This is a genomic window from Streptomyces daliensis, assembly GCF_054782395.1.
In genome coordinates, this window is sequence record NZ_BAAGSO010000093.1 from 44978 (window position 1) to 69929 (window position 24952).

At 71.1% G+C, this 24952-nt stretch carries 25 protein-coding genes; 14 read left to right on the plus strand and 11 right to left on the minus strand.

The annotated features are described in order from the left end of the window. Nucleotides 1-196 precede the first annotated feature (196 nt). Complete coding sequence (locus ACYVOO_RS22330; protein WP_461017492.1) at nucleotides 197-1576, plus strand: MFS transporter; 1380 nt, start codon at nucleotides 197-199, stop codon at nucleotides 1574-1576. 19 nt (nucleotides 1577-1595) lie between these two features. On the opposite strand, the gene ACYVOO_RS22335 is transcribed toward ACYVOO_RS22330, so the two are convergent. Then, nucleotides 1596-2441, minus strand: coding sequence for an AMP-binding protein (locus ACYVOO_RS22335; protein ID WP_461017447.1), 846 nt, complete (start codon nucleotides 2439-2441; stop codon nucleotides 1596-1598). 318 nt (nucleotides 2442-2759) lie between these two features. Between ACYVOO_RS22335 and ACYVOO_RS22340 the strand changes: the two genes are divergently transcribed. The 5 genes from ACYVOO_RS22340 to ACYVOO_RS22360 all read left to right on the plus strand — a co-directional run bounded on the left by ACYVOO_RS22340 (nucleotide 2760) and on the right by ACYVOO_RS22360 (nucleotide 6799). Further along, complete coding sequence (locus ACYVOO_RS22340) at nucleotides 2760-3956, plus strand: endonuclease/exonuclease/phosphatase family protein (protein ID WP_461017448.1); 1197 nt, start codon at nucleotides 2760-2762, stop codon at nucleotides 3954-3956. A gap of 97 nt (nucleotides 3957-4053) precedes the next feature. Continuing rightward, nucleotides 4054-4497, plus strand: coding sequence for a RidA family protein (locus ACYVOO_RS22345; protein ID WP_461017449.1), 444 nt, complete (start codon nucleotides 4054-4056; stop codon nucleotides 4495-4497). Nucleotides 4498-4593: 96 nt separating this feature from the next. Next, complete coding sequence (locus ACYVOO_RS22350; protein WP_461017450.1) at nucleotides 4594-5049, plus strand: Cif family virulence factor; 456 nt, start codon at nucleotides 4594-4596, stop codon at nucleotides 5047-5049. A gap of 194 nt (nucleotides 5050-5243) precedes the next feature. Continuing rightward, nucleotides 5244-6404, plus strand: coding sequence for a methyltransferase domain-containing protein (locus ACYVOO_RS22355; protein WP_461017451.1), 1161 nt, complete (start codon nucleotides 5244-5246; stop codon nucleotides 6402-6404). After that, nucleotides 6401-6799 carry a hypothetical protein gene (locus ACYVOO_RS22360; RefSeq protein ID WP_461017452.1) on the plus strand — a complete coding sequence of 133 codons (399 nt, stop codon included), beginning with the start codon at nucleotides 6401-6403 and terminating at the stop codon, nucleotides 6797-6799. The genes ACYVOO_RS22355 and ACYVOO_RS22360 overlap by 4 nt, the downstream gene beginning before the upstream one ends. Before the next feature lie 194 nt (nucleotides 6800-6993). Here the strand turns inward: ACYVOO_RS22360 and ACYVOO_RS22365 are convergent, their stop codons facing one another. From ACYVOO_RS22365 to ACYVOO_RS22375, 3 genes are all read right to left on the minus strand, one after another. Further along, the gene (locus tag ACYVOO_RS22365; RefSeq protein ID WP_461017453.1) at nucleotides 6994-8073 is read right to left on the minus strand and encodes a methyltransferase domain-containing protein; all 1080 of its coding nucleotides are present in this window, start codon (nucleotides 8071-8073) and stop codon (nucleotides 6994-6996) included. A gap of 129 nt (nucleotides 8074-8202) precedes the next feature. Further along, nucleotides 8203-8469 (minus strand): DUF397 domain-containing protein, encoded by a 267-nt coding sequence (locus ACYVOO_RS22370; RefSeq protein ID WP_461017454.1) that lies wholly within the window; start codon nucleotides 8467-8469, stop codon nucleotides 8203-8205. Further along, entirely contained in the window at nucleotides 8466-9302 is an 837-nt protein-coding gene (locus ACYVOO_RS22375) for a helix-turn-helix domain-containing protein (protein ID WP_461017455.1), read from the minus strand. The genes ACYVOO_RS22370 and ACYVOO_RS22375 overlap by 4 nt, the downstream gene beginning before the upstream one ends. 237 nt (nucleotides 9303-9539) lie before the next feature. Between ACYVOO_RS22375 and ACYVOO_RS22380 the strand changes: the two genes are divergently transcribed. The 4 genes from ACYVOO_RS22380 to ACYVOO_RS22395 all read left to right on the plus strand — a co-directional run bounded on the left by ACYVOO_RS22380 (nucleotide 9540) and on the right by ACYVOO_RS22395 (nucleotide 13641). After that, entirely contained in the window at nucleotides 9540-9944 is a 405-nt protein-coding gene (locus ACYVOO_RS22380) for an ATP-binding protein (RefSeq protein ID WP_461017456.1), read from the plus strand. A 50-nt stretch (nucleotides 9945-9994) separates the two neighbouring features. After that, nucleotides 9995-10594 (plus strand): RDD family protein, encoded by a 600-nt coding sequence (locus ACYVOO_RS22385; protein WP_461017457.1) that lies wholly within the window; start codon nucleotides 9995-9997, stop codon nucleotides 10592-10594. A 248-nt stretch (nucleotides 10595-10842) separates the two neighbouring features. Beyond that, on the plus strand, nucleotides 10843-13182 hold the full coding sequence (locus tag ACYVOO_RS22390) for an MMPL family transporter (RefSeq protein ID WP_461017458.1): 2340 nt from the start codon (nucleotides 10843-10845) through the stop codon (nucleotides 13180-13182). Between the two features lie 63 nt (nucleotides 13183-13245). After that, nucleotides 13246-13641, plus strand: a complete 396-nt coding sequence (locus ACYVOO_RS22395; RefSeq protein WP_461017459.1) for a hypothetical protein — start codon at nucleotides 13246-13248, stop codon at nucleotides 13639-13641. 56 nt (nucleotides 13642-13697) lie between these two features. Here ACYVOO_RS22395 and ACYVOO_RS22400 read toward each other — a convergent pair whose 3' ends face one another. After that, entirely contained in the window at nucleotides 13698-14168 is a 471-nt protein-coding gene (locus tag ACYVOO_RS22400; protein ID WP_461017493.1) for a GNAT family N-acetyltransferase, read from the minus strand. 534 nt (nucleotides 14169-14702) lie between these two features. On the opposite strand from ACYVOO_RS22400, the gene ACYVOO_RS22405 reads away from it, so the two are divergent. Next, complete coding sequence (locus ACYVOO_RS22405) at nucleotides 14703-15623, plus strand: alpha/beta hydrolase (RefSeq protein WP_461017460.1); 921 nt, start codon at nucleotides 14703-14705, stop codon at nucleotides 15621-15623. Between the two features lie 67 nt (nucleotides 15624-15690). Beyond that, entirely contained in the window at nucleotides 15691-16977 is a 1287-nt protein-coding gene (locus tag ACYVOO_RS22410) for an alpha/beta hydrolase (RefSeq protein ID WP_461017461.1), read from the plus strand. Nucleotides 16978-17053: 76 nt separating this feature from the next. Here the strand turns inward: ACYVOO_RS22410 and ACYVOO_RS22415 are convergent, their stop codons facing one another. After that, the gene (locus ACYVOO_RS22415) at nucleotides 17054-18211 is read right to left on the minus strand and encodes an RNA-guided endonuclease InsQ/TnpB family protein (RefSeq protein WP_461017462.1); all 1158 of its coding nucleotides are present in this window, start codon (nucleotides 18209-18211) and stop codon (nucleotides 17054-17056) included. A gap of 23 nt (nucleotides 18212-18234) precedes the next feature. Here ACYVOO_RS22415 and tnpA point away from each other — a divergent pair, with 23 nt between their 5' ends. Continuing rightward, nucleotides 18235-18663, plus strand: a complete 429-nt coding sequence (gene tnpA, locus ACYVOO_RS22420) for an IS200/IS605 family transposase (protein ID WP_461017463.1) — start codon at nucleotides 18235-18237, stop codon at nucleotides 18661-18663. Between the two features lie 198 nt (nucleotides 18664-18861). Here tnpA and ACYVOO_RS22425 read toward each other — a convergent pair whose 3' ends face one another. The 3 genes from ACYVOO_RS22425 to ACYVOO_RS22435 form a co-directional block, all read right to left on the minus strand. Further along, on the minus strand, nucleotides 18862-19353 hold the full coding sequence (locus tag ACYVOO_RS22425) for a hypothetical protein (RefSeq protein ID WP_461017464.1): 492 nt from the start codon (nucleotides 19351-19353) through the stop codon (nucleotides 18862-18864). Continuing rightward, nucleotides 19340-19756 (minus strand): DUF6973 domain-containing protein, encoded by a 417-nt coding sequence (locus tag ACYVOO_RS22430; RefSeq protein ID WP_461017465.1) that lies wholly within the window; start codon nucleotides 19754-19756, stop codon nucleotides 19340-19342. Before ACYVOO_RS22430 ends, ACYVOO_RS22425 begins: the two co-directional genes overlap by 14 nt. Before the next feature lie 423 nt (nucleotides 19757-20179). Further along, complete coding sequence (locus tag ACYVOO_RS22435; RefSeq protein ID WP_461017466.1) at nucleotides 20180-20518, minus strand: ArsR/SmtB family transcription factor; 339 nt, start codon at nucleotides 20516-20518, stop codon at nucleotides 20180-20182. Between the two features lie 170 nt (nucleotides 20519-20688). Between ACYVOO_RS22435 and ACYVOO_RS22440 the strand changes: the two genes are divergently transcribed. Further along, on the plus strand, nucleotides 20689-21831 hold the full coding sequence (locus ACYVOO_RS22440; protein ID WP_461017467.1) for an FAD-dependent monooxygenase: 1143 nt from the start codon (nucleotides 20689-20691) through the stop codon (nucleotides 21829-21831). A gap of 216 nt (nucleotides 21832-22047) precedes the next feature. Here the strand turns inward: ACYVOO_RS22440 and ACYVOO_RS22445 are convergent, their stop codons facing one another. After that, entirely contained in the window at nucleotides 22048-23226 is a 1179-nt protein-coding gene (locus ACYVOO_RS22445) for an XdhC family protein (protein ID WP_461017468.1), read from the minus strand. A gap of 80 nt (nucleotides 23227-23306) precedes the next feature. Beyond that, nucleotides 23307-24785 carry an NCS2 family permease gene (locus tag ACYVOO_RS22450; RefSeq protein WP_461017469.1) on the minus strand — a complete coding sequence of 493 codons (1479 nt, stop codon included), beginning with the start codon at nucleotides 24783-24785 and terminating at the stop codon, nucleotides 23307-23309. Nucleotides 24786-24952: the final 167 nt, after the last annotated feature.

Consider the following 24952-nt stretch of genomic DNA (forward strand, 5'->3'; position numbering starts at 1 on the left):
CCACCCCTGAGCAGCAGGTGTGCGTCGAAGGGTGGATGCTGGGGACATGTCATCGCGCACCAGCAGCACTTCCGGCACGGGTCCGGGCACGGGTACCGGTACGGGCACAGACCCCGGCGGCGGTTCCGGCTCCGGTTCCGGTTCGGGGCCCGCGCTCTCGCACCGGCGGCGGCTCCTGGTGCTGGCGATCTGCTGCATGAGCCTGCTGATCGTCAGCCTCGACAACACGGCGCTGAACGTGGCCCTGCCCTCTCTCCAGCGGGAGCTGAACGCCTCGGTCTCGGGCCTCCAGTGGACGATCGACGCGTACACGCTGGTCCTGGCCTCGTTCCTGATGCTGGCCGGGTCGACGGCCGACCGGGTGGGCCGCCGCCGGATCTTCCAGACCGGGCTGGCCCTCTTCACGGCAGGGTCGCTGCTGTGCGCGCTCGCGCCGAGCCTGGGGTGGCTGATCGCCTTCCGCGCGGTGCAGGCCATCGGCGGTTCGATGCTGAACCCGGTCGCCATGTCGATCATCACCAACACCTTCACGGAGCCCCGCGAGCGGGCCCGCGCCATCGGCGTGTGGGGCGGCGTCGTGGGCCTCGCGATGGCGGCGGGGCCGATCCTGGGCGGCGCGCTGGTCGCCTCCGTCGGCTGGCGCTCGATCTTCTGGCTCAACCTGCCCATCGGCCTGGCCGCGCTGGTGCTCACCGCGCGCTACGTGCCCGAGTCGCGGGCGCCCAGGGCGCGCCGCATCGACCCGGTCGGCCAGCTGCTGGTCATCCTGGCGCTGGGCACGCTCACCTTCGGCATCATCGAGGGCGGCTCGGCGAGCGGCGGCGGCTGGACGTCACCGCTGATCCTGGGCTGCTTCGCCGTCAGCGCGTGCGCGCTGGTCTCGCTGGTGCTCTACGAGCGGCGCCGCGAGGAGCCCCTGATCGACCTCCGCTTCTTCCACAGCGTGCCCTTCACCGGGGCCACGTTCACGGCGGTCACGGCCTTCTCCGCGCTCGCCGGGTTCCTCTTCCTGAACACCCTCTACCTCCAGAACGACCGCGGCATGTCGGCCCTGGAGGCCGGGCTGCACCTGCTGCCCATGGCCGTGATGACGGCGGCCTTCGCGCCCCTGTCCGGGCATCTGGTCGGCACCCGTGGCGCCCGGCTGCCGCTGGTGCTGGCGGGGGTGGCGATCGTGGCGAGCGGCGTGCTGTTCGCGGGGTTCGACGCGGAGGGCTCGGACCCGCTGCTGTTCGCCTCGTACGTGCTCTTCGGCATCGGCTTCGGCCTGGTCAACGCGCCCATCACCAACTCCGCCGTCTCCGGCATGCCGCGCTCCCAGGCGGGGGTCGCGGCCGGGATCGCGTCGACCAGCCGTCAGGTCGGCTCGGCACTGGGCGTCGCGGTCATCGGCGCCGCCGTGGGGGCCGGGATGCACACGCTCGGCTGGTGGATCATCACCGGCTGCGGCGGCGCCGTGCTGCTGCTCGGGGTGCTGACGACGGGGCGACGGGCCGCGGCGACGGCGGAGCGCGTCGCATCCGGCTTCTGCGGCCTGACGCCGGGCTCCCCGTCCGAGCCCGGGCCACGGACATAGCTGAGCGCCACGGCGCGGGTCACTGGTCCGCGAGGGGCGCGGGCCCTGCAGGCGGGGGCGGCGACGGGGGTGAGGGCGGGGGTGGGACGACGACGCGGTCGCCGTGTTCCGCGGCCGCCAGCAACTCCAGCGCCGTGCCCAGCGGATGGCTGAGCGGCAGCTCGGCCAGCGGGCCGCCACGCGCCGCGCCCGCGCCCGCGTCCTCCGCCTTCCCGACGAGCGCGTGCGCCCCGTTCACGAGGTCGCGGTGGGTGAGCGGCTCCGTCTCCGCCGTGCCGTAGGGGACGGCCACCGGGTCCTCCGCGCTCAGCTCCGCCTCGCGCTCGGCCACCCGGCGCGGGTCGCCGATCTGGAGGCCCAGGTCCATGGGCTCGGACCAGCCGTCGCCGAAGGGGAACACGTCGCGCAGCTCGGGGCAGTCGTCCCACACCTCCTCGACGTGGTCCTCGTACGCCTCCACCGTGAACAGGATCTCCGTACCGGAACGTTGCAGCGCCTCGCGCAGCCCCGCCGCGCCGCCCGACGGGTCCACGCTGACCAGCACGGCGCCGACGCGGGCCACGGCGAACTGGATCAGCGCACAGTCCCCGCAGTTGGGCGCCCACACGCCGACGCGCTCGCCCTTGGCCACCGCCTTGCCGAGCAGGCCGAGGGCGAGGAGTTCGACGTAGCGCGCGAACTCGGCCCACGTCCAGCTCCGGCCGCCCGCCACATCCACCAGCGCCTCGCGTTCGGGGAACCGTTCGACGGCCAGGTCCAGCCGCTCCCCCAGGGTTCCGCCGCCCGGCGCGGACGCGTCGTCGTCGGCGGAGACAGAGGAGGAGGAAGAGGCTGCCGGGTTCGGCGGCCTGGACGATGCGTTCACGCGCTCCTCCTGGTGCGGCGTCAAGGGTCGCGGCTCCAGGTCCCGGTCGCGGGTCGTTCCGCGTACGGGCCCGGCCCGTGCATCATCTTCGCGGCACGCCCGCGCACGCCATACCCCGGCCGGGCAAAATGTGCCGTCGGGATGTGCCTCCGGGCTCAGCCGTCAGCGTGTTGCCGACGCGCCCCGCGCGTCGCACCCGGCACGGGGCCCGTGCACGGGCCGTGTCTGGGCCCGGATCGCGCCCCGTGGGCGCGCGGAACCGGCCGTACGGGCGCCGCTTCCGCCCGTACGGCGCCGCGATGAGGCACCATCGGTGGTGTGCTGACGGGGGAAGAGGAGCATCACGAGCGGCGCGGAGCCGAGCGCGGCACGTCCGCGCGCCGCCCGCCCCGGCCCACGGCCGAGCCCGCGCACGCCCCGGAAGGCCCGGACCCGCACCGCGACGCCAACGGCAACGGCAACGGCAACGGCGACCCCAACGGCGACCGCGACCGCACCGCGGAAGGGCCGCACCCCACCCCGGACGGCACGCACCCCGACCCCGAGCGCGCCAAGGCGCGCCGCGCCCGTCTCCGCCGCCCCCTCGCCTTGTTCGCCACGCTGCTGCTGACGGCACTGAGCGTGCTCCTCGCCATCCGCGCCTCGGACGGCGACGGCCCCACGCCCGCACCCCAGCTCCTCGCCTTCCTCCCCTGGTTCCTCGCCCCCGGCTGGCTGGCGCTGCTGTGCGCGATCCTCGCGCGTCGCGTCCTGCTCTCGCTGTGGGCGGTGACCGTGCTGGTCGCGACGGGCTGGTTCACGCTCCCCTACGGGCCCGACGCCCCGGCCGCCTCGGGCGAGAGCCCGGCGAAGGCGCGGTTCCGCGTGCTGAGCGCCAACCTCCAGTTCGGCGGCGCGACGGAACCGCTGCTGGACACGGTGCTGACGGAGCACCCCCAGTTCGTCTCGGTCCAGGAGTGCGACACGCGCTGCGCCGACGCGCTGCGCACCGAGGAGGTGCGCAAGGCGTACCCGTACCGCGTCATCGTCCCTGGCCGCACGTCGGAGGGTTCGGCACTGCTGAGCGTCTACCCGCTGCGCGGCGAGAGTTCCGTGGACAGCCGCATGGCGATGCCGGGCGCGGTCGCCGACGTCCACGGCAGGTCCGTGCGCTTCCAGGTCGCGCACCCCGTGCCGCCCAAGCCCGACTCGATGGTCACCTGGCGCGAGGAGCTCGGCCGCCTCCGCGAGTACGCGGCGGCGCACGCCGGTGAACCCACCATCGTCGCCGGGGACTTCAACGCCTCGCAGGACCACGCCGCGTTCCGTGACCTCCTCGACACCGGCCTCCAGGACGCGGCACGCCAGACGGGCCTGTCGCGCACCCCGACCTGGCCCCGCCCCGCCGCGCCCCCGCTCGGCGCCCAGATCGACCACATACTGCTCGGCAAGCGCCTCGTCGCGACGGAGACCCGCTTCCTCGACTTCCCCGGTACGGACCACCGCGCGCTGATCGCCGACGTGAAGCTGTACTGATCCGGCGCGGGCCCGGCCCCCCTGGCCCTCCCCCGGCGCGGGGCGGCGCCGCGAAAACGGATGGCGACCGGCGAGAACGTTCATGGAGGCTGCCCCCATGAACTCCACGAACGCCACGAGCCCCACCGCACCGGCCATCACCCGCATCAACCCCTCCGAGCTGCACGCGACCCCCGGCTACCACCACATCACCGTCGTGGAGACGGGACGGACGGCATACCTCGCCGGACAGTGCCCGCTCGACGCGGACGGCAACGTCGTCGCACCCGACGACCCCGAGGCGCAGGCCGACCAGGTGGCGGCGAACGCGCTCACCGCACTCGCCGCGATCGGCGCGTCCCCCGAGCAGGTCGTACGGTCCGTCATCTACGTGGCCAGCGACGACCGGCCGGTCCTGGCCGCCGTATGGAACCGGCTCAACGCGTCGCCGCTGGCGGGCGCGTTCACGACGGCCAGCACGCTGCTCGGCGTCGCCCAGCTCGGCTTCCCCGCGCAGCGCGTGGAACTGGACCTCACCGTCGCCCTCCCGCCGCGCGATTAATCAAGTTTGACCAACAGTGGGACGGGCATTACGTTGAGGCCATTAGTCAAACTTGACCACTCGTGCCGAGACTCCCGAGAGCCCCTGGAGGCGCTGATGCAGGACACCACCACCCCGTACTCCCCGACCGAAGAGGACCGCCGCTCGCTGGACGAGTGGTTCGCGCGCTACGACGCGCTCGCGGCGCGGGGCGAGGTCGAGGCGATGGCCTCGATGGCGGTCTTCCCCATGAACCTGGTGACCGACGGCGCCGACGGCGAGGCGTGGACGGGCCAGTGGGACCGCGCGGAGTACGTGCGCACCATGACGGCCGTCATGCCCGAAAGCGCCGCCCAGGAGGTCCACTTCACCTCCGAGCGCACCCCGCACTTCCTCTCCGGAAGCCTCGCCCTCGTCTTCACGGACTCCACGATGACCGTGGGGGACAGCACGCAACGGATGCGGTACGCCGATGTCCTGGTGAAGCAGGGCGGAGAATGGCGCTTCCAGACCATGATCCAGGGCGGCTGGGCGGACGCGCTCACGGGGCGGACTCGCGAGGGCGGCCGGTAGCGCTCTGATGCATAGTCATCGACAGTCAGTAATGTGCGGCCTCGGAAGCGGGCGGTCAGCAGAGGAGGCCAGCATGGGACGTCACGATGACGGCAAGGGCGGCAGCGAGGGCGACAAGAAGCAGGCGCCCAAGGAGAGCGACGGCAAGTGGGACAAGCCCGTTCCGAAAGAGAAGAAGTAAGGGGCGCGGGCCGGTGTCGAGCCCGGAACGGCTGCTGGAAATCCTCCGGAACAAGGGCGCGGCCCTCCAGGGGTGGGAGGAGAGCGTCACCACAGTACGGCGGGAGTTGTTCCTGCCCGACACCATCGAGACGCCCCACGGAACCGTCTCCCGCGACGCGAGTCCTGACGTGTGGCTGACGGCCGTCTACGGTGACCTGCCGTTGACCACCCAGGTAAACGACGGTCGCCCCACGGAAGATGGGGAGTACCGGCTGCCGACCTCCTCCAGTTCGATGCCGTCGATGATGCTGGAGATGCTCGACCTCCTCCAGGTCGCCGACGGGCACCGTGTGCTGGACGTGGGCGCGGGCACCGGCCTGCAAGCCGCATGGCTCGCGCACCGGCTCGGCTCCGGCAACGTCACCGCCGTCGACGTGGATCCCGTACTGGTCGAGCAGGCGGCGAAGAACGTGCGGGCTGCCGGGTACAGCCCGCACGTCGTGTGCGGCGACGGAGCGGCCGGATGGCCGCACGGCGCCCCGTACGACCGGATCATCGCCAGCTACACGGTGCCGGAGATCCCGTACGCCTGGGTCGAACAGGTCCCCCGCGGCCGGATCGTCGCACCCTGGGGCGGGAGCTTCTTCTCCCACTCGTTCGCCGCGCTCGATGTCTCCGACGGCGAGGCACACGGCCGCTTCTCCGGCTACCCGGCCTTCATGCGCTCGCGCACCGCCCGTCCGCCGCGCGGCTTCCTGCGCGACTTCCTCCACCATCAGGAGGAAGCGGTGGAGACGCGGACGACCGTCGATCCGCTGGAGATCGCCCGCGACGCCGACGCACAGTTCTGGATCGGCCTCTTCCTGCCCGACGCCTGGCATGTGGAGATCGAGGCCGAGGACGGCAGCGACGAGGTGACGTGGTGGCTGCTCGCGGACGACCGCTCCTCCTGGGCAGCCGCCGACCATGTGCCGGGCCAGCACGAGTACGTCATCGCCCAGTACGGGCCCCGACGCCTGTGGGACGAAGCCCTCCACGCCTGGCGGACGTGGCGGCGACACGGCAGTCCCCCGCGTGACCGCGCCGGAATCACGGTCACGCCTGACGACCAGCACGTATGGCTCGACGAACCGGGCCGCGTCATCGCCTCGACGGGGGCGGACGGGCCGGGTCCGGGGAGACTCGGCCCGTGATCGAGCGACCTTCACTCGCTGGTCCGCTGCTGGGTGAAGCGCATGCGAATCTTCCTGTTTTCCTCCCCGTGCCGGGCGACCTCCCGGAAGCCGTGCCGCTGATAGAAGGCATGGGCACGGGTATTGACCGCGAGCACGTCAAGGATGAGGTGCTGGCGCCGCTGGGCCGTGGTTTCGACCAGGGACCGGATCAGCCGGGCGCCGATGCCTCGCCCCTGGTAGTGGGGGTGAAGTTCGATCCGTCCCAGGTAGACCTCGGTCGCGCGGTACTCGACGACCAATATGCCCGCGTCGGCCCCGTCGACGGTGATGATCTGCCATCGGCCGGGGTCGAACCCGCGCTCGTGATAGGCGCGTTGATCGTCGTCGTTCCAGCCCCAACCGCCGCGACGTAGTCACGCATGGCGGCCTTGTGGAGCTGGAAGCAGACCTCGCTGTCGGCCGGCACCGCCGGCCGCACGGCAACGGTGCTCATGCGGACCGCCACGCGTCAGCGATGCGTCGCGTACGCGACGAATGGTCGCCGCCACGAGTGGTCGCTGTCACGGGCCTGCTCGGGTTCAGTGGGAACGTGTGCCGTCCAAGAGTGTCAGCTCACCGGAGCCCGGGGAACGGGCCGGGGTCGCCGTCGTGCGCGGGGAGTCAGGGGCCACCGAGGACCGGCGGCCGGGTCCCAGGCCCACGCGTACTGCACCCGGCCCTCATCGGTGACGGTGAGGCCGTAGTCGTACAGTTCGGGCCGACCATGGGCGCACCATTGGTCCCAGGCCCGTTCGACCTCGTCAATCAGGCGCCGGGTGCCGCCGTACCGTGCGAGGCCCCCTTCGGCGGCGGGCGTCACCCGAGCCCAGGAACCCGCATCGTCAACGAGGCGGACCTCCCACTCGTCGCCACTGCCGAGGACGGTGATGTGCACGTCGGACAGCGCGACCCGAAGCGCGAACAGCAGGTGCGCATCGCTCAACTGCCCCATGTCCCACCCGACGGGGCGCTCGTTCCCGCCCACGCGGGCGTCGAAGTCCACTCCGGCGTCGCCCGGTACGACGACGGTACGACTGGGCATGAAGGCGGCCAGTCCTTGCACCCACCCGGTGGCGGAGGCACCGTCGTCCGCGACGGTCAGGGCCACGTGCCCCAGCCGCCCCCACGGGGTGACGATGCGCCCGCCCGGTCTCACCTGCGCCACCCACGAGCACGGAACGGTCTCGACCGCGTAGGTGGCGATCAGCCGGTCGTACGGTGCGCCGTCGGCCCACCCGCCCGCCCCGTCCGCCACCTCCACACACACGTCCGCGCCCGCCTCGGCCAGGTTGGTGCGGGCCACCGCGGCCAGATCGGCGTCAATCTCCACGCTGGTCACCCGGCCAGGGCCAGCGCGGGAGGCGAGGAGGGCCGCGTTCCAGCCGGTGGCCGTGCCCAGTTCGAGGACGGTGTGGCCGGGCTCCAGGAGCAGCGAGTCGAGCATGTCCGCCACCACGGAGGGGCAGGAGAGGCTGGAGGTCGCGATGCCATCGGTCACCTGCGTGACCGACGGGTCGTACGGGCCTCCGTAGACCTCTCCGGCCCACCGCTCCTCGTCCGCCTCCCGGTCCACGGGCACATACGCGTACCCGTCCCACCGCCACAGCCTCTCGGGGGCGAACGCGTGGCGCGGCAGCGCGTCGGACATCGCCCGTCTGATCCACGGCGCGCGGGAAGGCCACAGCCCTTCCCGTTCCATCTCCCGTGCCAGCCGGGCCCATCGGCGCCTCAACGAAGCCTCATGGGCCGGGCCCAGACTGACCCGGCCCATGAGACGTCAGCGGTGCGTCGCGTACGTGACGAAGTCGGCCCAACGTGACGGCTCGAAGGACAACACCGGTCCCGTCGTGTCCTTGGAGTCCCGCACGTGAACGGTTCCGGGGCAGTTGGCGACCTCGACGCAGTCCCCACCCTCCCCGCCGCTGTAGCTGCTCTTCCGCCACTCGACGGCGACTTCGAGGCACTGGCCGCCATCGCCACCGCTGTAGCTCGACTTGAACCAAGCCAGTTCACGTCCGGCTGCGACCGTCTCTTCGACGCTCATAGTTCTCCCAGCAATCTCTCGATGAAGGCCAACGACTCACGCGGAGTGAGTGCCTGTGCACGGATGATCCCATACCGTGCGGCGATGGCGCGGACTTCTTCCCGGGCAGTGACGGTCGAACTGCGCCCCTGTCCTTCGATATACGCAACTTGTTCACCACCCTTCGGAACGAGAAGCGTGAAGGGCCCCTCCATACCCGCGTGGTCGTCGCGATCGAGCGGCATAACCTGGATTTCCACGTTGCGTCGACGCCCGACGAGAAGCAACTGCTTTAGCTGCCCCTGGAGCACACCCTTTCCGCCGATCGGGCGCCGCAACACAGGCTCCTCGATGACGAAGCTCAGCATGGGCGCAGGATGCCGGTTCACCAGCGCCTGGCGTGCCATTCGCGCTGCAAGCCTCTCCTCAACCGTGTCCTCATCCAGCAACGGGCGCCACATGGTGAATGCGGCCCTCGCGTACTCCTCGGTCTGCAACAGACCGTTGATGATGTGGGTGTCGTACGCGCTCAGCTCAACGGCTTCGGCCTCCAACCGCGCCGCGTCACGGAAGAACGCGGGGTACCGCGCACGCGCGACCTCCTCCTTCATCGCGCTGAGGACCCCGCCCGCCTTGGCGACGCCGTCGACCGCGTCGATCATCTCCGGCTTGGGGATGCGGCGACCCCGTTCCACGGACGCCACATGGTCCGCGCCGTACCCCACCTGCTCGCCCAACTGCGGCTGGGTCAGGCCCGCCTGTTCGCGGAACAGCTTCATCTGCTTGCCGAAGCACCGCAGAAAGGCGGCGGAGCCGTCCCCGTCCGGTGGTTCCGGTCGGTCGGATTGCGTCATCTCCGTACCTCCGTGATTCGTTGGCGTCACCTTCACACCGCGTAACGACCGTCAGTCCGGCCAAGAAACGCGCTTAGGGGGTACGAAGCGCCTTCGTCCGCCCTGAATTCCTGGTCAGGCTATGCACGGGACAACAGGCTCGGAGGCATGACGACAGAAAATCACGCACCAATTTCCTTCCGGAATCCGGAATGCGGGCCAGAACCTGAACTCTCCGTAGTCAAGGAACGTTTCGCCATGCGCTTCACGTCCACCCCGCGTGGAGCGCGCCTCGCGCGCAGGCTGGTGACGCGGCGGCTCGACGGGTGGGGGTATCCGCAAGGGTCCGAGGTCAACGAGACCGCAACCCTCATCGCGGGCGAGCTGAGCGCGAACGCGGTGCGCCACGGACACGTGCCGGGGCGGGACTTCCAGCTCTGCCTGCTCGCGACGGAGGACCACATCCGCGTCGAGGTGACGGACACGAGGGGCGAGCGTCGGCCGTCGTGCAGGGTCACAGGGCCCGACGCGGAGAGCGGGCGCGGGCTGTACCTCGTCGCGCGGCTCGCGGACCGGTGGGCCGTCACGACGGTCGGGCCCACGACGCCCGGCAAGACGGTGTGGGCGGAGATCTCCGTCCGCGAGCCGCCTCATAGTCTGTGACGCCTACAGCAACCTCCCCTGTCAGGGGACATCCGCGAGGAGTGTTCGCAGTGAGCCACCCCGGTCCGCCGCCGCAGGCGCCGTACGGCTATCCGCCCCAGCAGCAACCGCAGCCGCAGCCGTACGGGTATCCCTACGCGCCCCCGCAGCCCGGACTCCCGTACGCGTCCGCATTCGCGCCGCCGCTCCCTCCGCGTGCGGGCTGGGGGCAGCGTGCGGGCGCGTTCCTGCTCGACGTGGCGATCAACTTCGGACCGATGTGGCTGCTGATGGGCGTCGCCATCGGCATCGAGGAAAGCTCGGGCGAGAGCGGCGAGGTCGTCGCGAACATCCTGTCCTGGCTCGGAATCCTGGCGATGATCGTCGCCGTGGTCTTCCAGTTGATGCGCGAGGGCCTGACCGGGCAGACGGTGGGCAAGGGGGTGCTCGGCATCCGGGCCATGCGCGAGCGCGACGGGCAGCAGCCGCTCGGCATCGGTCTCGCCTTCGGCCGCCGACTGCTCCAGTGCCTGAACTACCCGCTGTTCGGGCTCGGTTGGTGGTGGCCCCTGTGGGACGACAAGAGCCAGACGTTCGCCGACAAGCTCACCGGTGTGGTGGTCGTCCGCGCCGACCCGGCGCCGGTGCCTCAGCCCGGCACCTGGCAGTAGCCGACCGGTCGGGTGGCCGCGCGGCGACGAACCGTCAGCACTCCATCGGGGGGTTTACGCCGCCGTCGCGCCTCCCGTACGGGGGACTTCGCGCATCCCGTCGTCCGCGACCGGCAACGCAGGCTCCATGAACCGATGTTCTTCGCCCGCCGCCCGTCGCCGCTCCCGTACGGGATCCGCTCAGCGCACGGCCGCTCGCCCCGCGATACAGCCTTTCCCGTACGCCGGGACGGGCAAGGCGCGGCGCCGTGCGCCCTGACGGCGGGCCGCCGGGGCCCGGGTCCGGGTCCGCGCGGAGGGCGCGGCGGCGGGCGTGGGGCGTCGCGGGGCTGGTGGCCGTGGTCACCGTGCTGTGCGCGCTGGTGGCGGGCGGCACTTGGGACAGGCTCGTCAGCGGGGGCTTCGACGCGTCGGGCACGGAGGCCGTGCGCGCCGAGTCCCACGTGGCCGAGCGCTTCCACGCGGGGCCGCCCCATCTGACGTTGCTCGCCCGCACGGGCAAGGACGGGCGCGAGGACGGGCGCGGGGTGGACGCGCCCGGCGCCGTACGGGACGGGCGGGAGCTGACGGAGCGGCTGCGGGACGCGCCCGGAGTGCTGTCGGCGCACTCGTACTGGACGACGGGCGACCGCACCCAGCGCGCCGACGACGGCGACGCCGCGCTCGTGACCGCCGTACTGTCCGGCTCCGACGCCGAACGCACGGAGACGGCACGCACCCTCGTCACACAACTCACGGGCACACAGGGCGAGTTGGAGGTCGGGGCGACCGGCACGGCATGGACGGCCGTTCAGTCGACCGACGGCAGCGAGCACGATCTCGTACGGGCCGAACTCCTCACCGCACCCCTGGTCTTCGTCGTCCTCGTCTTCGCCTTCCGCTCCCTGGTCGCCGCCTTTCTGCCCGTGGTCGTGGCCGCCGTCGCCTCGGTCGTCACGCTGGCGCTGCTCAGGCCGCTGTCCTCGGCCATGTCCCTCTCCGTCTTCTCCGCGAACCTCACCACCGCGCTCGGGTTCGGCCTCGCCGTCGACTACTGCCTGTTCCTCCTGACCCGCTACCGGCACGAGATCGCCCAGGGCCTCGCGCCGCCGGACGCCGTGGCCGTGTGCCTGCGCACGGCGGGCCGGGCCGTCGGCTTCTCGGTGGCGACGATCGCGCTCGCGATGGCGGCGCTGTTCGTCTTCCCCGTCGGCTTCCTGCGCTCGATGGCGTGCGCGGGCATCGTCGTGACGGTGTGCGCCGGACTCGTCGCGCTGATCCTGCTTCCGGCGCTGCTGCTGCTTCTGGGGGCGTACCTGGAACGGTGGGACCCGGCCGCGTGGCTACTGCCTCGGGGTGGCGCCGCCGGTTCCGGTGGGGACCCCTGGGAGTCCAGCCCCGGCTGGCGTCGTGCGGCGCGGGCCGTGTGCCGCAGGCCCGTCGCGTGGGGTGCGACGGCGCTCGCCGCCCTCTGCCTCCTCGCGACACCCGTCGCACACCTCGCGCTGGGCCCGATCGACGAGCGGACGCTGCCCAGGTCAGCCGAGTCCCACGCCGTCGTGGAGGAGATCAGGGACGGGTTCACGGGTGCGTCGGGAACGACGGCCGTCGTGGTCCTCCCCCACTTGAAGAGGGCGGGTGCGGATGAACTGGGCGACTATGCGCGGCGGTTGTCGACGGCCGGTGCCGTCACGGAGGTGACCGCGAGCACGGGTGACCGGTACCGGGAGGGGCGGCGAACCGCCGAGGCCCGGTCCGCGACCGGGTCCGGGACCGGGCCGGGGGCCGAGGGTGCGTGGCTGTCGCTGCACGTCGACGCGTCGCCGGAGTCGGACACGGCGGCCGACACCGTACGCGAGGTGCGGGACGCGCCCGTCGCGCACACCGCGTGGGTCGGCGGCGACGCGGCCCGGTTCGCCGACACGCAGCGGGAGTTGGGCGACGCACTGGGCGCCGCCGCGGCCCTGATCGGCACGGCAACGGCACTGCTGCTGTTCCTCTTCACCGGCAGCGTGCTGATCCCGGTGAAGGCGGTCCTGGTGGGGGCGCTGAGCCTGGGCGCGTGCTTCGGCGCGGTGGTGTGGGTCTTCCAGGACGGCCACGCGGCCGGTGCGCTGGGGGTGTCCGCGCAGACCGGCACGGTGGACGCCTGCATGCTGCTGCTCGTGTTCTGCGTGGCCTTCGGACTGTCCATGGACTACGAGGTGTTCCTGCTCTCCCGCATCCAGGAGGAGTACCGCCGCACGGACGACAACCGGCTCGCCGTGGAGCGTGGCATCGAGCAGACCGGGCGGCTGGTGACGGTGGCGGCGCTGGCCGTGGCCATCGCGATGGCGGCCCTGGCCACGTCGGGGATCACCCTGCTGAAACTGCTGGGCTTCGGCCTCGCGCTGGCGGTGGTCGTGGACGCGACGCTCGTACGGGCCGTGCTCGTACCGGCCGCGATGCGGCTCGCGGGCCGGGCCAGCTGGTGGGCGCCGCGGCCTCTGCGGTGGCTGCACGGGAGGTTCGGGCTGCGGGAGGAGGAGGCGGGAGCGGGTCCGGGTCGTGGGGGTGACGGGCCCAGACCGGGGCCCGTTCCCGGCTCGGGGCCCGGTCCGACGGGCTGAGCCCCGCCCGCCCGTCCTGTCACCCCCGTCCCCGCCCGTCGCGCTCAGGAAGGAAAACCCGCCATGCACGGCCCTCACCACCACCTCGTACGACCCGCCCTCCGGGCGCTCGGGCACCAGGCGTGGCTGGCCGAGGTCTCATACACCTTCTGGTACGACCTGTGCCTGCTGCGCACCCGCATCGAAGCCCTCGGCCGCGACGCCCCCACAGCCGCACCCCACCTGCGCCGCGCGGGACACGCACTGACCCGCGCCCGGTTGGCCATGGCGGTGCGATGGGGCCACGGGGCGGTACGGGAACTGGAACGGTGCCGCCGCGAACTCCTGTGCGCGACACGGAAGTTACCGGTGCGGACGCCAGTGGGAGTACAGATCGCCGGCCACCTGGAGGGCCTCCCCCACATCTGGTCCTACGCCGCGGGCTTCCCCGCCCCGCCCCTCGCGGGGGACCGCCCGTGACCCTCGGGCCGTCAGGGCGGAACCCACGTCGGCGGCCCCGGGTGCGTTGCGCGCCGTCAGGTGACGCGGCGGGACAGTAGCTGGCCCGGCCAGGTGCCCGCGTCGCCGGCCAGGAAGCGGGCGGTGGGGGTGAAGCCGTTGCGTTCGTAGAACGCGACGAGTTCGCCTCCGCCGCCCGCCCAGCAGTCCACCCGCAGCAGGCCGACACCCGCCCGGCGGGCCTCCTCCACGGCGCGGGCCAGCAGGGCGGCACCGATGCCCAGACCGGCGTGGCGCCGGTCGGAGACCAGCAGGCGCACGTAGCGCTCGGGTTCCCCTGCCGGGGCGATCGGCATGTGCGGGCTGGGCCCGGTGCCCAGGATCAGGGCGCCGACGGGAGCCCCGGACAGCTCCGCGACGTACGGGTCGTCCTCGGCCGTGTACCGCTCCACCCGTGCCGCCCCGCCCGGCCTCCGCGAGTACGGTGTCGTGCCCCACTGCTCGGTGTTGCCCCGCGCGTTCATCCACGCCACGGCGCCGTCGAGCATGCCGAGTACGGCCGCCGCGTCGGAGGGGCCGCCCGGTCTGATCCGTATGCGCTGTGTGCTGGTGTCCTGTGTGCTGGTGTCCTGGGCACTGTCGCCCTGTGTGCCGGTGTCCATGTCTGTGCTCTCGTCCACAGCGGAAGCCTAGGAGCGCGCGGGCGATACGTCAGGGGCGGGCCGACGCCGCCCGACGCCACCGGGAAGTCCGGGGACGCCCCCGCGTTGCCGTGGCGGAACCCCGCCGACAGCCGTGCGGCGGACCCCATGAAACCGTCCCAGGACCTGCCGGTGGTGTCGGCCCGCCCCTGACGACACGAGAAGAGTTCTACGGTGCTCCAGGTCCAGGCATGGTGTGGCGTGGCGTGGCGTGTCCGTCTCCGGCCTCCCCCGCTGCCGGAACATGGATCGTCGCGGCCTGCAACCTCGGGCAGGTCCGCACGTCTGTCAAGGCGTAGGGGATGTTCCGCCCTGGTGCGGACGTGCGTGTCCAGCATGCGCGGGACACGTCGCCGTCGGATGTGAGACCTGAGGATGACCATGCGGAAAGTCAGAGCTGTCGCCGCCGCCGCGCTGGCGTGCCTGGGCCTGAGCCTGGGCCTGGTGTCGGGCTGTGCGAGCCCGGCCGACGAGTCCGGGCGCGACACGGAAGCGGGGGCCGCGACGCCCACCGCGCCGACACCCTCCGGGGCGCGGAGCAGTGCTCCTGCCGCACCGCCGGATCATGAGCCCGTCTCGTACAAGCCGAGCTCTCCCGACCGCACGGTGCGCACGGCACGGGGGCATCTCGTCAACACCTGCGTGCCCAAGGACCTGAGGAGCAAGGCCACCACGCTGACGACCAGCGACGGGGCGCATCTGTCGGCGCTGGTCCTGGGGGACGGGCCCGACGGCGTTCTCCTGGATCACGAGCAGGGCTACAACATCTGCTCGTTCATCGACATCGGACGGCAGTTGGCGAAGCGTGGCTACCACGTGGTGATCCCCGAGTACCGCAATCACGGTGCGTCCGAGAAGCTGGCCGTCAACGAGCACATCACCCGGGATGCCCGTGCCGGACTGGCGGAACTGCGGCGCGTCGGCGCGAAGAGGGTGTTCCTGGCGGGGGCGTCGTGCGGGGGCTCGACGGCGGCGGTCGCCGGGACCGACACACCCTTGCGGGTGGTGGGCCTGCTGATGATGTCCTCGCCTGCCCGGTGCATCGGGGCGGACGCCGTGGCGGCGGTGCGGAAGCTGGACGTTCCGACGCTTCTCGTCGTGTCGCCCGGAGACATGCGGGGCGCCGTGGAGAAGCAGGTCCGTGAGGTCTACGCAGCCTCCGTCGCCCGCGAGAAGGAACTGGTCATCGACAAGAGCGGTCGCCACGGAACGGACATGATCAGGCGCGGAGGTGACTCAGGAGCCGCGTTGCAGGACCGGGTCATCCGCTTCGTGGTGGATTCCTACGCCACCGCCCGCTGAGGCCGGCCTTCACCTTCACCTTCACCCGGGCCCGGTCCTGTACTCACCTGCACTCACCGAGAGAGACATGATGAAGCGACACAAGCGCACGAGGGCTTCGGCCCGTCTGCTGGGCCTGTCGGCGGCGGTGCTGTCCGCGGCAGCAGCGGCCTTCACATATACGGCCGCAACCGGCGCCGCAGCGCCGAACGAGGAGACGGAACGGAGCGCGAACCCTTCGTCCGGGGCCACGAGGACGGTCCGCTACGACTTGGGCGACGAGGCATGGAAGCTGCCACAGACGGGTGAGCCGGCCGAGCTGACCGGGGTGGTGCACTACCCCGCCAACCTGGGCACGGGGCGGCATCCACTGATCGTGATGCTGCACGGCTGGCACGAGACCTGCGCCGACCGGAAGGCGGACGCGGCGCGCACCGCCGCCGAAGCCAGCGGGGACGATGCCGCGTACGAAGCCGCCAGCGCCATGCTGTTCGCCTGGCCGTGTGCGAAGGGAACACCCGCCCTGCCCAGCGAGCGCGGATATGACTACGTGGCCCGCGAGTTGGCCGCTCAGGGGTTCGTCGTGGCCTCGGTCGGCGGCAACGGCATCAACGCCTCCCCGCTGTCCGGGGATGACAACCCCGCCGCGCGGGCGGATGTCATCAACCGGCATCTGCGCATGTGGCAGGAGCTCAGCTCCAAGGGCAAGGGTGAGCTGGCCGGGAAGTTCGTCGACCCGGCGACCGGAGCGGCGCGACGCGTCGGCTTCGCCCACCACGTCGACATGGGCAACGTAGGGATCATGGGGCACTCCAGGGCAGGGGCCGGAGCCACCTGGCAGGCGGCCGACAGCCATCGGAGGCAGTGGCCCAAGGGCGTCGACGTCAAGGCGGTGGCGGCAGTGGCGCCCGCCTACAACGTGATGACGGAGGACATGTCCCCGTACACGATCACCAAGACTCCCTTCGCCACCTTCCGGGGAACATGCGACGGACAGGTCGGCGGCGAGGCGTTCTCGTTCGCGGCCGACGCAGCGAAGGGGAACCGCAGCGGCTTCTACCGGTTCGCGATCCACGGGGCGAACCACAACTACTTCAACACGCAGTGGTCGCCTCAGAGCCGGCAGGTCGCGGCCTTCGACGACGCCACACCGGTGAAAGGACACCCCGGGCAGTGCACTGACCGTGAGGACGCGGCGCCGACCAGACAGCTCACCGAGAAGCAGCAGCGCCATGTCGCCACCACATACCTCGGCGCCTTCTTCCGCCGCCACCTCCTCGGCGACACCGGGCAGGACCAGGTACTGACGGGGGCACGGCACCCCGACGCGGCCATCACAGACGTGGACGTCACCGCTACCGCTCCGTCAACTTGACCCGGCCTTGAAGGACCGGGCTTGGAGGTAGTGCCCAACTGGCTGCTGGGGTGAACTCCTCCGTCCAGACACCCCGTTATGGGGTGGCAGGGACGCGTGACTCACGCCCCGCATTCCACACGCTCTCGCCACGGGTGGCGATGTTGTGGGAAGCATTCCGGTCGGCGTGGGCAACGACCCCGCACCCCCGGCAGATGAAAAGCCCCTGGCCGACACGGTTGCGCTTGTCGACATGGCCACACTCGGCGCACATCTGCGACGTGTACGCGGGATCAACGAAGACCAGGGGCACACCGGCCCGCTTGGCCTTGTAGACGATGAAGTCTCCGAGCTGGGCAAAGGCCCAGGAATGGAGTGCGACCCGTTGGGGCTTGCGAAGCCGTACCCTCTGCCGGATCCCCTTGAGTTCTTCCAGGGAGATCCCGGCCGAGGTGCGTTCAGCCTCGGTCACGATCGTCTTGGAGATGATGTGGTTCTGGTTGGCGGCGTGCCGCGCTTCCTTGCGGGCACCGGCCTTGAGCCGCCGCTTGGCGCTCTTGGTGCGCTTCTTCTGGAGCTTGGCCCGCAAGGCAAGCTGTCGCTTGCGGTACCGGTTGAGTCCCCGCCCGGCCGCGAGGTAACCGGTGGAGGCGGTGGCGATGTTCTCGATCCCGAGGTCCACGCCGATGAAGCCGTCCGGCTCGTACTGCTCAGCTTCGGGCACGTCACAGGTGGCGACGAGGTAGAACACGCCATCGCGCTCGATCAGGTCGGATTCGCCTTGCCGGTGCGCCTGGAGCATCTTGAGCGCGTCCGGGGAGCACACGAATGAGACGTTCTTGACCCGGCCGTCCACGGTCCAGACGGACACGGTCCGCTGGTCATACTGCCAGCTCAGGCACCGATCGTCATACGGCTGCGCGGCCTGGGGCCGGAACGTGATCGGCTTGGACTCAGCCTTGCGGCGGCGCTTGGAGCCTTCCTTGCCGAGATTCCCGGCACGGATGTTGGCTTTGAGCGTGGTGTAGGCGTCGCGCACCTTCTTGATGACGTGTTGCGCGGCCTGCGCTCCCAGCCCACGGGCTTTGAGGTGGGCGTAGGTGTGCTTGCGCAGCTCGTACTCACGCGGCACCCCGTGCTCGAACGCCACCTGCGACACCCAGTTCGCGGCGTCATTGACCGTGCCCAGGGTGCGCTCAAGCACGGATGCCTGCACGGCATCCGGCAGGAGTTTGACCTGCGTCACGATCTTCATGGGAGCAATCGTAACATTGGTCTATGTCACCACGCTGGGAGCCAGACCCCGATATCCGCAGGGGCCGTAGCGTCGTCTACAGCCTCCACGCACACTTGGTCTTCACCCCCAAGTATCGGCGCGGACCATTCACCGACGAGATCCTTCGGCGCTGCGAAGAGGTCATGCGCGACGTGTGCACCGACTTCGGCGCGGAGCTGCGGGAGTTCAACGGCGAACGCGATCACGTCCACCTGCTCGTGCACTACCCGCCCAAGGTCGCCATCTCCCGACTCGTAGGCTCCCTCAAGGGTGTCTCCGCCCGGCGCCTCCGACAGGAGTTCCCCGGCCACATCCGCACGTACCTGTGGGGTCAGCACTTCTGGTCGCCGTCCTACTTCGCCGCCTCGTGCGGGGGCGCCCCACTCGCCGTCATCAAGGAGTACATCGAGAACCAGAAACGTCCCGGCTGAGGTCAATAGCGCAGACCCGTGCAACCCGCGCGGGTCAGAGCCGCATGAAGAAGCGCTTCCTCCCGGGCGTGAACGCCCGGGGTTCCGCGCTAGATCACGCTGAAAGGGGGCGGCGACCGGGCCCCGGCCCGGGTTCGGGATCGGGTTCGGGTTCGGGTTCGGGTCCGGCATGTGCGGGGTCTTCTCCGTGGGGCGCGCCTACTTGCGCTTGTAGACCTCGTGGCCACCGATCTCGTGCATGAGATAAAGCTTCGAGGGCGCATCCGGGTCAGGGAAGGACGCCCGCATCCGGCACTTCTCCACCCGCCCGCTGTCGGGTCTGAACACGATGTCCGCGCCGGGCCCCTCGTCAGGGAAGTCCTCCAGCTTCCAGGTGCCCGTTCCCGAGATGCGCGCACCCTCCGCCGGGGCGCCCTCGCCGGGCGCGCAGTCCGCGCCGAGGCTGACGCTCGTCGCGCTGAATCCGCCGTCCTCGCGGAAGTGCATCTCGCCGCCCTGGTCGCCCTTCCAGGCCCCGGTGAGGTCGGACTCGTCCACGTCGGGCGGTGGGCCGCCGAGGAAGCCGAAGTACACGACGACGCCGAGCGCGACGACCGCGATCGTGACCCCGCCCACCGCGATACTCAGAGGGCGCAGCCACCTCCTGACGCGGGAGGCGTCGGTGGCCGGTGCGTCGTCAGTCGAAGTCATTGAAGTGGTCCTCGTGTGCGAAGTCGTCAGACTGCGCGTAGCGGCGGGCCTCGTCCAGGATGCGTTCCTCGGCCTGCGCGTCAGCGCTCGGACCGCCGGGGGTGATCGGTTTCGCCGGGCCCTCGCTCTCCGTCCGGTGGCCGAGGTCTCTGCCGTATTCGTTGTTGACCAGGTCCGCCATGTGGTCCGGGTGCGCCGATTTCGGGTGGTACGCCTCGTGCGCGTCGGCCCAGAGCTTCGCCTTGTCCTCCCCCATGAGGTAGGTCAGTTTGGCCTGCCAGATCGCGTGACGGAAAGCATTCTTGTCGAGGTTCGGGTTCTTATCCGCCTCTTCCTCCGCAGTCTTCGAGGCCCATTCCGAGATCTTCAGGTAAGCGGTGCCTTCCAGCGGTCTGCTCTTCATCAGGTCCCGCTCCGCCCATCCGACCTGACCGACGTACTCCGAGTCACCCCACCTCTCGTGCTCACCGTTCTCGTCCCACTCGTACGGCCACCTCGTGTCCTTCTTGTACTGCTTCTCCAGCTCGATGCCACGGTGCCGGATCGCAGCCCGCCTCAGATCGGCCAGGGCGTGGTCGCGGTCCTTGATGACGGGGGCGTCGGCGAAGCCGGTCTTCGAGAGGTCGGCCAGCTCGCGCAGGGCCTTCGCCGCGTCGTCGTCGGATGTGGTGGCCTTGTCCAGGAAGCCCGTGACCTCGGTCTTGACCGCTTCCAGCTCGGCGGTGGTGGGCGGGTCCTCGCCCTTGGGTATGGGCGTGAGGGAGCGCTCGCGGCTCAGGGCCGACTCGGACTCCCCTCCGGTGTGCTCAGCGGTGCTCAGCTGTGCTCAGCGAGGAGCGGTACCGGCCGGGGGCTCTGCTCCCAGGAGGAGCGCGAGCAGCCCGGGGAATCTCTTCTCGATGTCCGCGCGTCGTAGACGGATGCCCTTGCGGTTGCCGTAGTCGATCTCGTCGATGAGACCTGCCTCGCGCAGGACCCGGAAGTGGTGGGTCTGGGTCTGCTTCGAGATCGGAAGATCGAACGAGTTGCAGCCCCGCTCACTGTCGCTGCGGTCGGCGGCCAGCTCCGTCATCACCGAACGACGGTGCTCGTCGGCGAGGGCGCGGAACACCGCACCCAGATCGAGCGCATCGGCCTCCGGGCCGACCAGGTTCTTCCCGGTCACGCGGCACCTCCTTCAAGTACGACTTGCATCGTACCTGAAGGATGTGCTCCCCTGAGGTACGAAATCTTTCGTACCTTGACCGGGTTGCGCTGCCCCGTGCCGCCGCACCCTCAGACCCGGCCCGGCACTCGCCGGGGACCTGGTCATCGACACTCCGAGAGGACATCGTCATGAAGAAGCCCGAGGTGCTGATAGTCGGTGCCGGAATCGCAGGGCCCGCACTCGCCTACTGGCTCTCCCGGAACGGCTACCGGCCGACGGTCGTCGAACACGCCCGGCAGCTGCGCTCCGGTGGCAGCGCGATCGTCGTGAAGGGGCCCGCGATCCCGGTCGCCGACCGCATGGGCATCCTCCCGCAGCTCCACGGGCTCGCCACCCGCAATCGGTCACTGACCCTGCTCGACCCCGACGGCAGGCGAATCCTGCAACTCCCCCTCACCTCGGACAAGGCGCCGACGGTCGAGGTGACCCGAGCCGACCTGTCCGAGGTGCTCCACCGGTCGGCGCAGACCGAGGTCGAATTCTTGTTCGACGACACGGTCACCGCTCTCGACCAGGACGAAGGCGGGGTCGACGTCACCTTCCGGCGGTCCGCGCCACGGCGCTTCGACTTGGTAGTCGGTGCCGACGGGATCCACTCCACCGTACGGCGCCTGGTATTCGGCCCCGAGCGGCAGTTCGCGAGCGACCTGGGCCTGTACGGCGCGACCGTCCCGCTGGAACCCGACGCCATCGAGGACCCGACCGAGATGACGATGCTGACCGTGCCGAACCGGATGCTGGTCCTCCACCCCTCGCGGACCACCCCGCTCGCGATCTTCACCTTCCGGGCCGCACAGCCGGCGCCCTACGACCGCAAGAACATCGCCCTTCACAAGCAGATCGTGGCCGACGCCTACGCCGACGTGCGGTGGCGGGCACCGGAACTCGTGGCGGCCTTCCTCGACCACCCGGCTCCGTACTTCGACCCCCTGACCACCGTCCGGGTGCCCTCGTGGTCCCGCGGACGGGTCGTACTGCTCGGGGACGCGGCGGCGGCGACGGCCCTGCTGGGCGACGGGTCCAGCATGGCGATGGCGGGCGCGTACGCCCTCGCAGAAGAGCTCGCCGCCCATCCCGGTGATCACACCCGCGCCTTCGCCGCCTACGAGTCGCGGCTCCGCCGTGAGGTAGGCCCGCGGCAGCGACGCGTCGGTCCGCTCTCCAGGCTCATGGTGCCCCGCACCCGGCCGGGCCTCGCGGTGCGCAACACGGTGGGCCGCGCGGTCGGCCGCAGGAACCGGATCGCCTCTCGCGAAACCGCGAACCGGTAGACCGAGCCCGCACCGACCGGTCACCGGTCGGTGCGCAGCTCCGCGGTAGCTCTCAGCCGGATCGGCGCCATCGTGAAGACCATCCCGCCCTTCGTCACGACTCACCCTGAGGTTGGAAAAAGCTCATTCTCGTTCAGGAGCCGCCTCCGCGTCCGGATGGAACCGGGATCGGATTTAACGTCAACTCGCTTATGCATCAAGGAGATTGACGCTCCGTCACGCCACCGAGCCGATCCGCCCCGGCAGCGCCGTCACGTCGTGGTGGATCGGGGTGTGCGCGCCCGTGAGGGAGGTGCCCGAGCCGCCGCGGCGGACGGCGACGATCTCGGAGGCGATCGACAGCGCCGTCTCCTCGGGCGTACGCGCCCCCAGGTCGAGGCCGATCGGCGAGTGCAGCCGGGACAGCTCGATCTCCGTCAGCCCCGCCTCGCGCAGCCGCCCGAGCCGGTCCTCGTGGGTGCGGCGCGAGCCCATCGCGCCGACGTACGCGACGGGCTGCCGCAGCGCCCGCTCCAGCAGCGGCACGTCGAACTTCGCATCGTGCGTGAGGACGCAGACCACCGTCCGCCCGTCGAGACCCCCCGCGGCGGCATGCTCCTCCAGATGGCGGTGCGGCCAGTCGACGACGACCTCGTCCGCCTCCGGGAAGCGGGCCGCCGTCGCGAAGACGGGGCGCGCGTCGCACACCGTGACGCGGTAGCCGAGGAAGCGCCCGGCGCGCACGAGCGCGGCGGCGAAGTCGATCGCGCCGTACACCAGCATCAGCGGCGGCGGCACGCTCGACTCGACCAGCAGCGTCAGGGGGCTGCCGCAGCGGCTGCCCTCGGCGCCGATCGCGACGGTCGCCGTGCGGCCCGCGTCGAGCAGGGCGCGGGCCTCGGCAGCCGCCGTGGCGTCCAGCGCGGGGTGGCCGCCGAGGGTGCCGGTGGTGCTGGTGCTGATGCCGTCGGCGCGTGCGTCGCGTACGTGCAGGGCGCCGCCCAGCAGGTCGTCAGGGCCCTCCACGACGCGGGCCACGGCCGCGCTCTCCCCGCGCGCCGCCGCGCCGAGCGCGGCGGCGAAGGTGGCGCGCCGCGCGCTGTCGGCCCGTACCGGCGTGACCAGGATGTCGATGACGCCGCCGCAGGTCAGGCCGACGGCGAACGCGTCCTCGTCGCTGTATCCGAAGCGCTCGGACACGACGGTGCCCTCGGCCAGCGCCTGCTGGCACAGCTCGTAGACCGCGCCCTCCACGCAGCCGCCCGACACGCTGCCGACCGCCTCGCCCGCCGCGTCGACGGCGAGCGCCGCACCCGGCTGCCGGGGCGCGCTGCCGCCCACGGCCACGACCGTGGCGACCGCGAAGTCGCGCCCCTCCTCGCACCACTGGTGCAGTTCGGCAGCGATGTCCAGCATCTGGTGCTCCTTAACGTGTGCGGGACGGGTTCGTGGCCGCGCGGTCGTACGAGCGAGCGTACGGCCGCGCGGCCCGCCCGTTACCTGCCCAGCCAGCCCTCGATCGGGCTGAGCGCGAAGTAGACGAGGAACACGGCCGCCAGTGCCCACATCAGCCAGCCGGGGTCGCGCCACTTCCCCTGGACCGCCTTGATGAGGACGTACGAGACGCAGCCTGCCGCGATGCCCGCCGTGATGGAGTACGTGAACGGCATCAGCACCGTCGTCAGGAAGACCGGGACGGACGTCGCCGGGTCGTTCCAGTCGATGTGCTGTGCGTTGGTCATCATCATCGAACCGATGACGACCAGCGCGGCAGCCGCCACCTGTGTCGGGATGACCTGCGCCAGTGGGGTGAAGAACAGGCACAGGGTGAAGCCCAGCCCGGTGACGACGCTGGCGAGGCCGGTGCGGGCTCCGTCCCCGACGCCCGCCGTCGACTCGACGAAGACGGTCTGCCCTGAGGCCCCGGCGACGCCGCCGACGACGCCGCCCGCGCCATCGATGGCCAGCGCCTTGTTGAGCCCCGGCATCTTGCCGTCCTTGTCGGCGAGGTCGGCCTGCTGGCCGATGCCGATGATGGTGCCGATGGCGTCGAAGAACCCGGCGAGGACGAGGGTGAAGACGATGACGCCCACCGTGACCGCGCCGACGTCGGCGATGCCGTCGAAGGAGACATTGCCGAACAGCCCGAAGTCGGGGGTGCTGACGACACCGCCGGTGATCTCGGGCGCGTTCCTGCCGCCCCAGTCCTTCTTGTCGAGCCCGGCGAACTGGTGCACCGCTGCGGCGAAGAGCGTGCCGCCCACGATGCCGATCAGGATGGCGCCCGGCACGCGCCGCACCTGAAGCATGAAGGTCAGCAGCACGGTGACCGCGAAGCACAGCACCGGCCAGCCGGTGAGCATGTCGTGCGTGCCGAGCTGGATCGGCTTCTCGCCCGCGAGACCGCCAGGGCCCGGCATGCTGGTGACGAAGCCCGCCTGCACGAGCCCGATCAGGGTGACGAACAGGCCGATGCCCATGGTGATGGCGTGCTTCATCGCCAGCGGGATGGCGTCCATGATGAGCCGCCGCAGCCCGGTGACGACGAGCAGGATGATGACGGCGCCGTAGATGACACACATGCCGAACGCGTTGGCCCAGGTCATCTCGGGTGCGACCTGGAAGGCGAGCACGGCGGAGACGCTGAGCCCGGCCGCGAGGGCGAGCGGCACATTGCCGAGCAGGCCCATGACGATGGTGGTCGCCGCGGCGGCGAACGCGGTGGCTGTGGTGACCTGGCCCGCGTCGAGGGTGGCCTTGCTCGCGTCGGGGACGGAGAGGATGACGGGGTTGAGCAGGACGATGTAGGCCATCGCCATGAAGGTGGTGACACCGCCGCGCACCTCGCGGGCGAGCGTCGATCCTCTGTCGGAGATGTGGAAGTAGCGGTCGAGCCAGGACCGTCCTGCGGGGACGCGTGAGCCGGGGCCCGCGTCCTCCGCCGAGGTCTTCGGCTCCACTTGCGAGTGGGTCATGGTGTGCTGACTCCCAAGGTTCATAGGGGCACCCCTGGCGGAGTGCCGGGGATTTGGGATGCACGACCCGGGGGACGGCCCGAGACGAACGGTGGGGTGGGGAGCGGGGGTGACTGGCGGGGCGGGTGACGGGCGGGCGCTGCTGTGGTGAACGCCCCCGCCCGTCG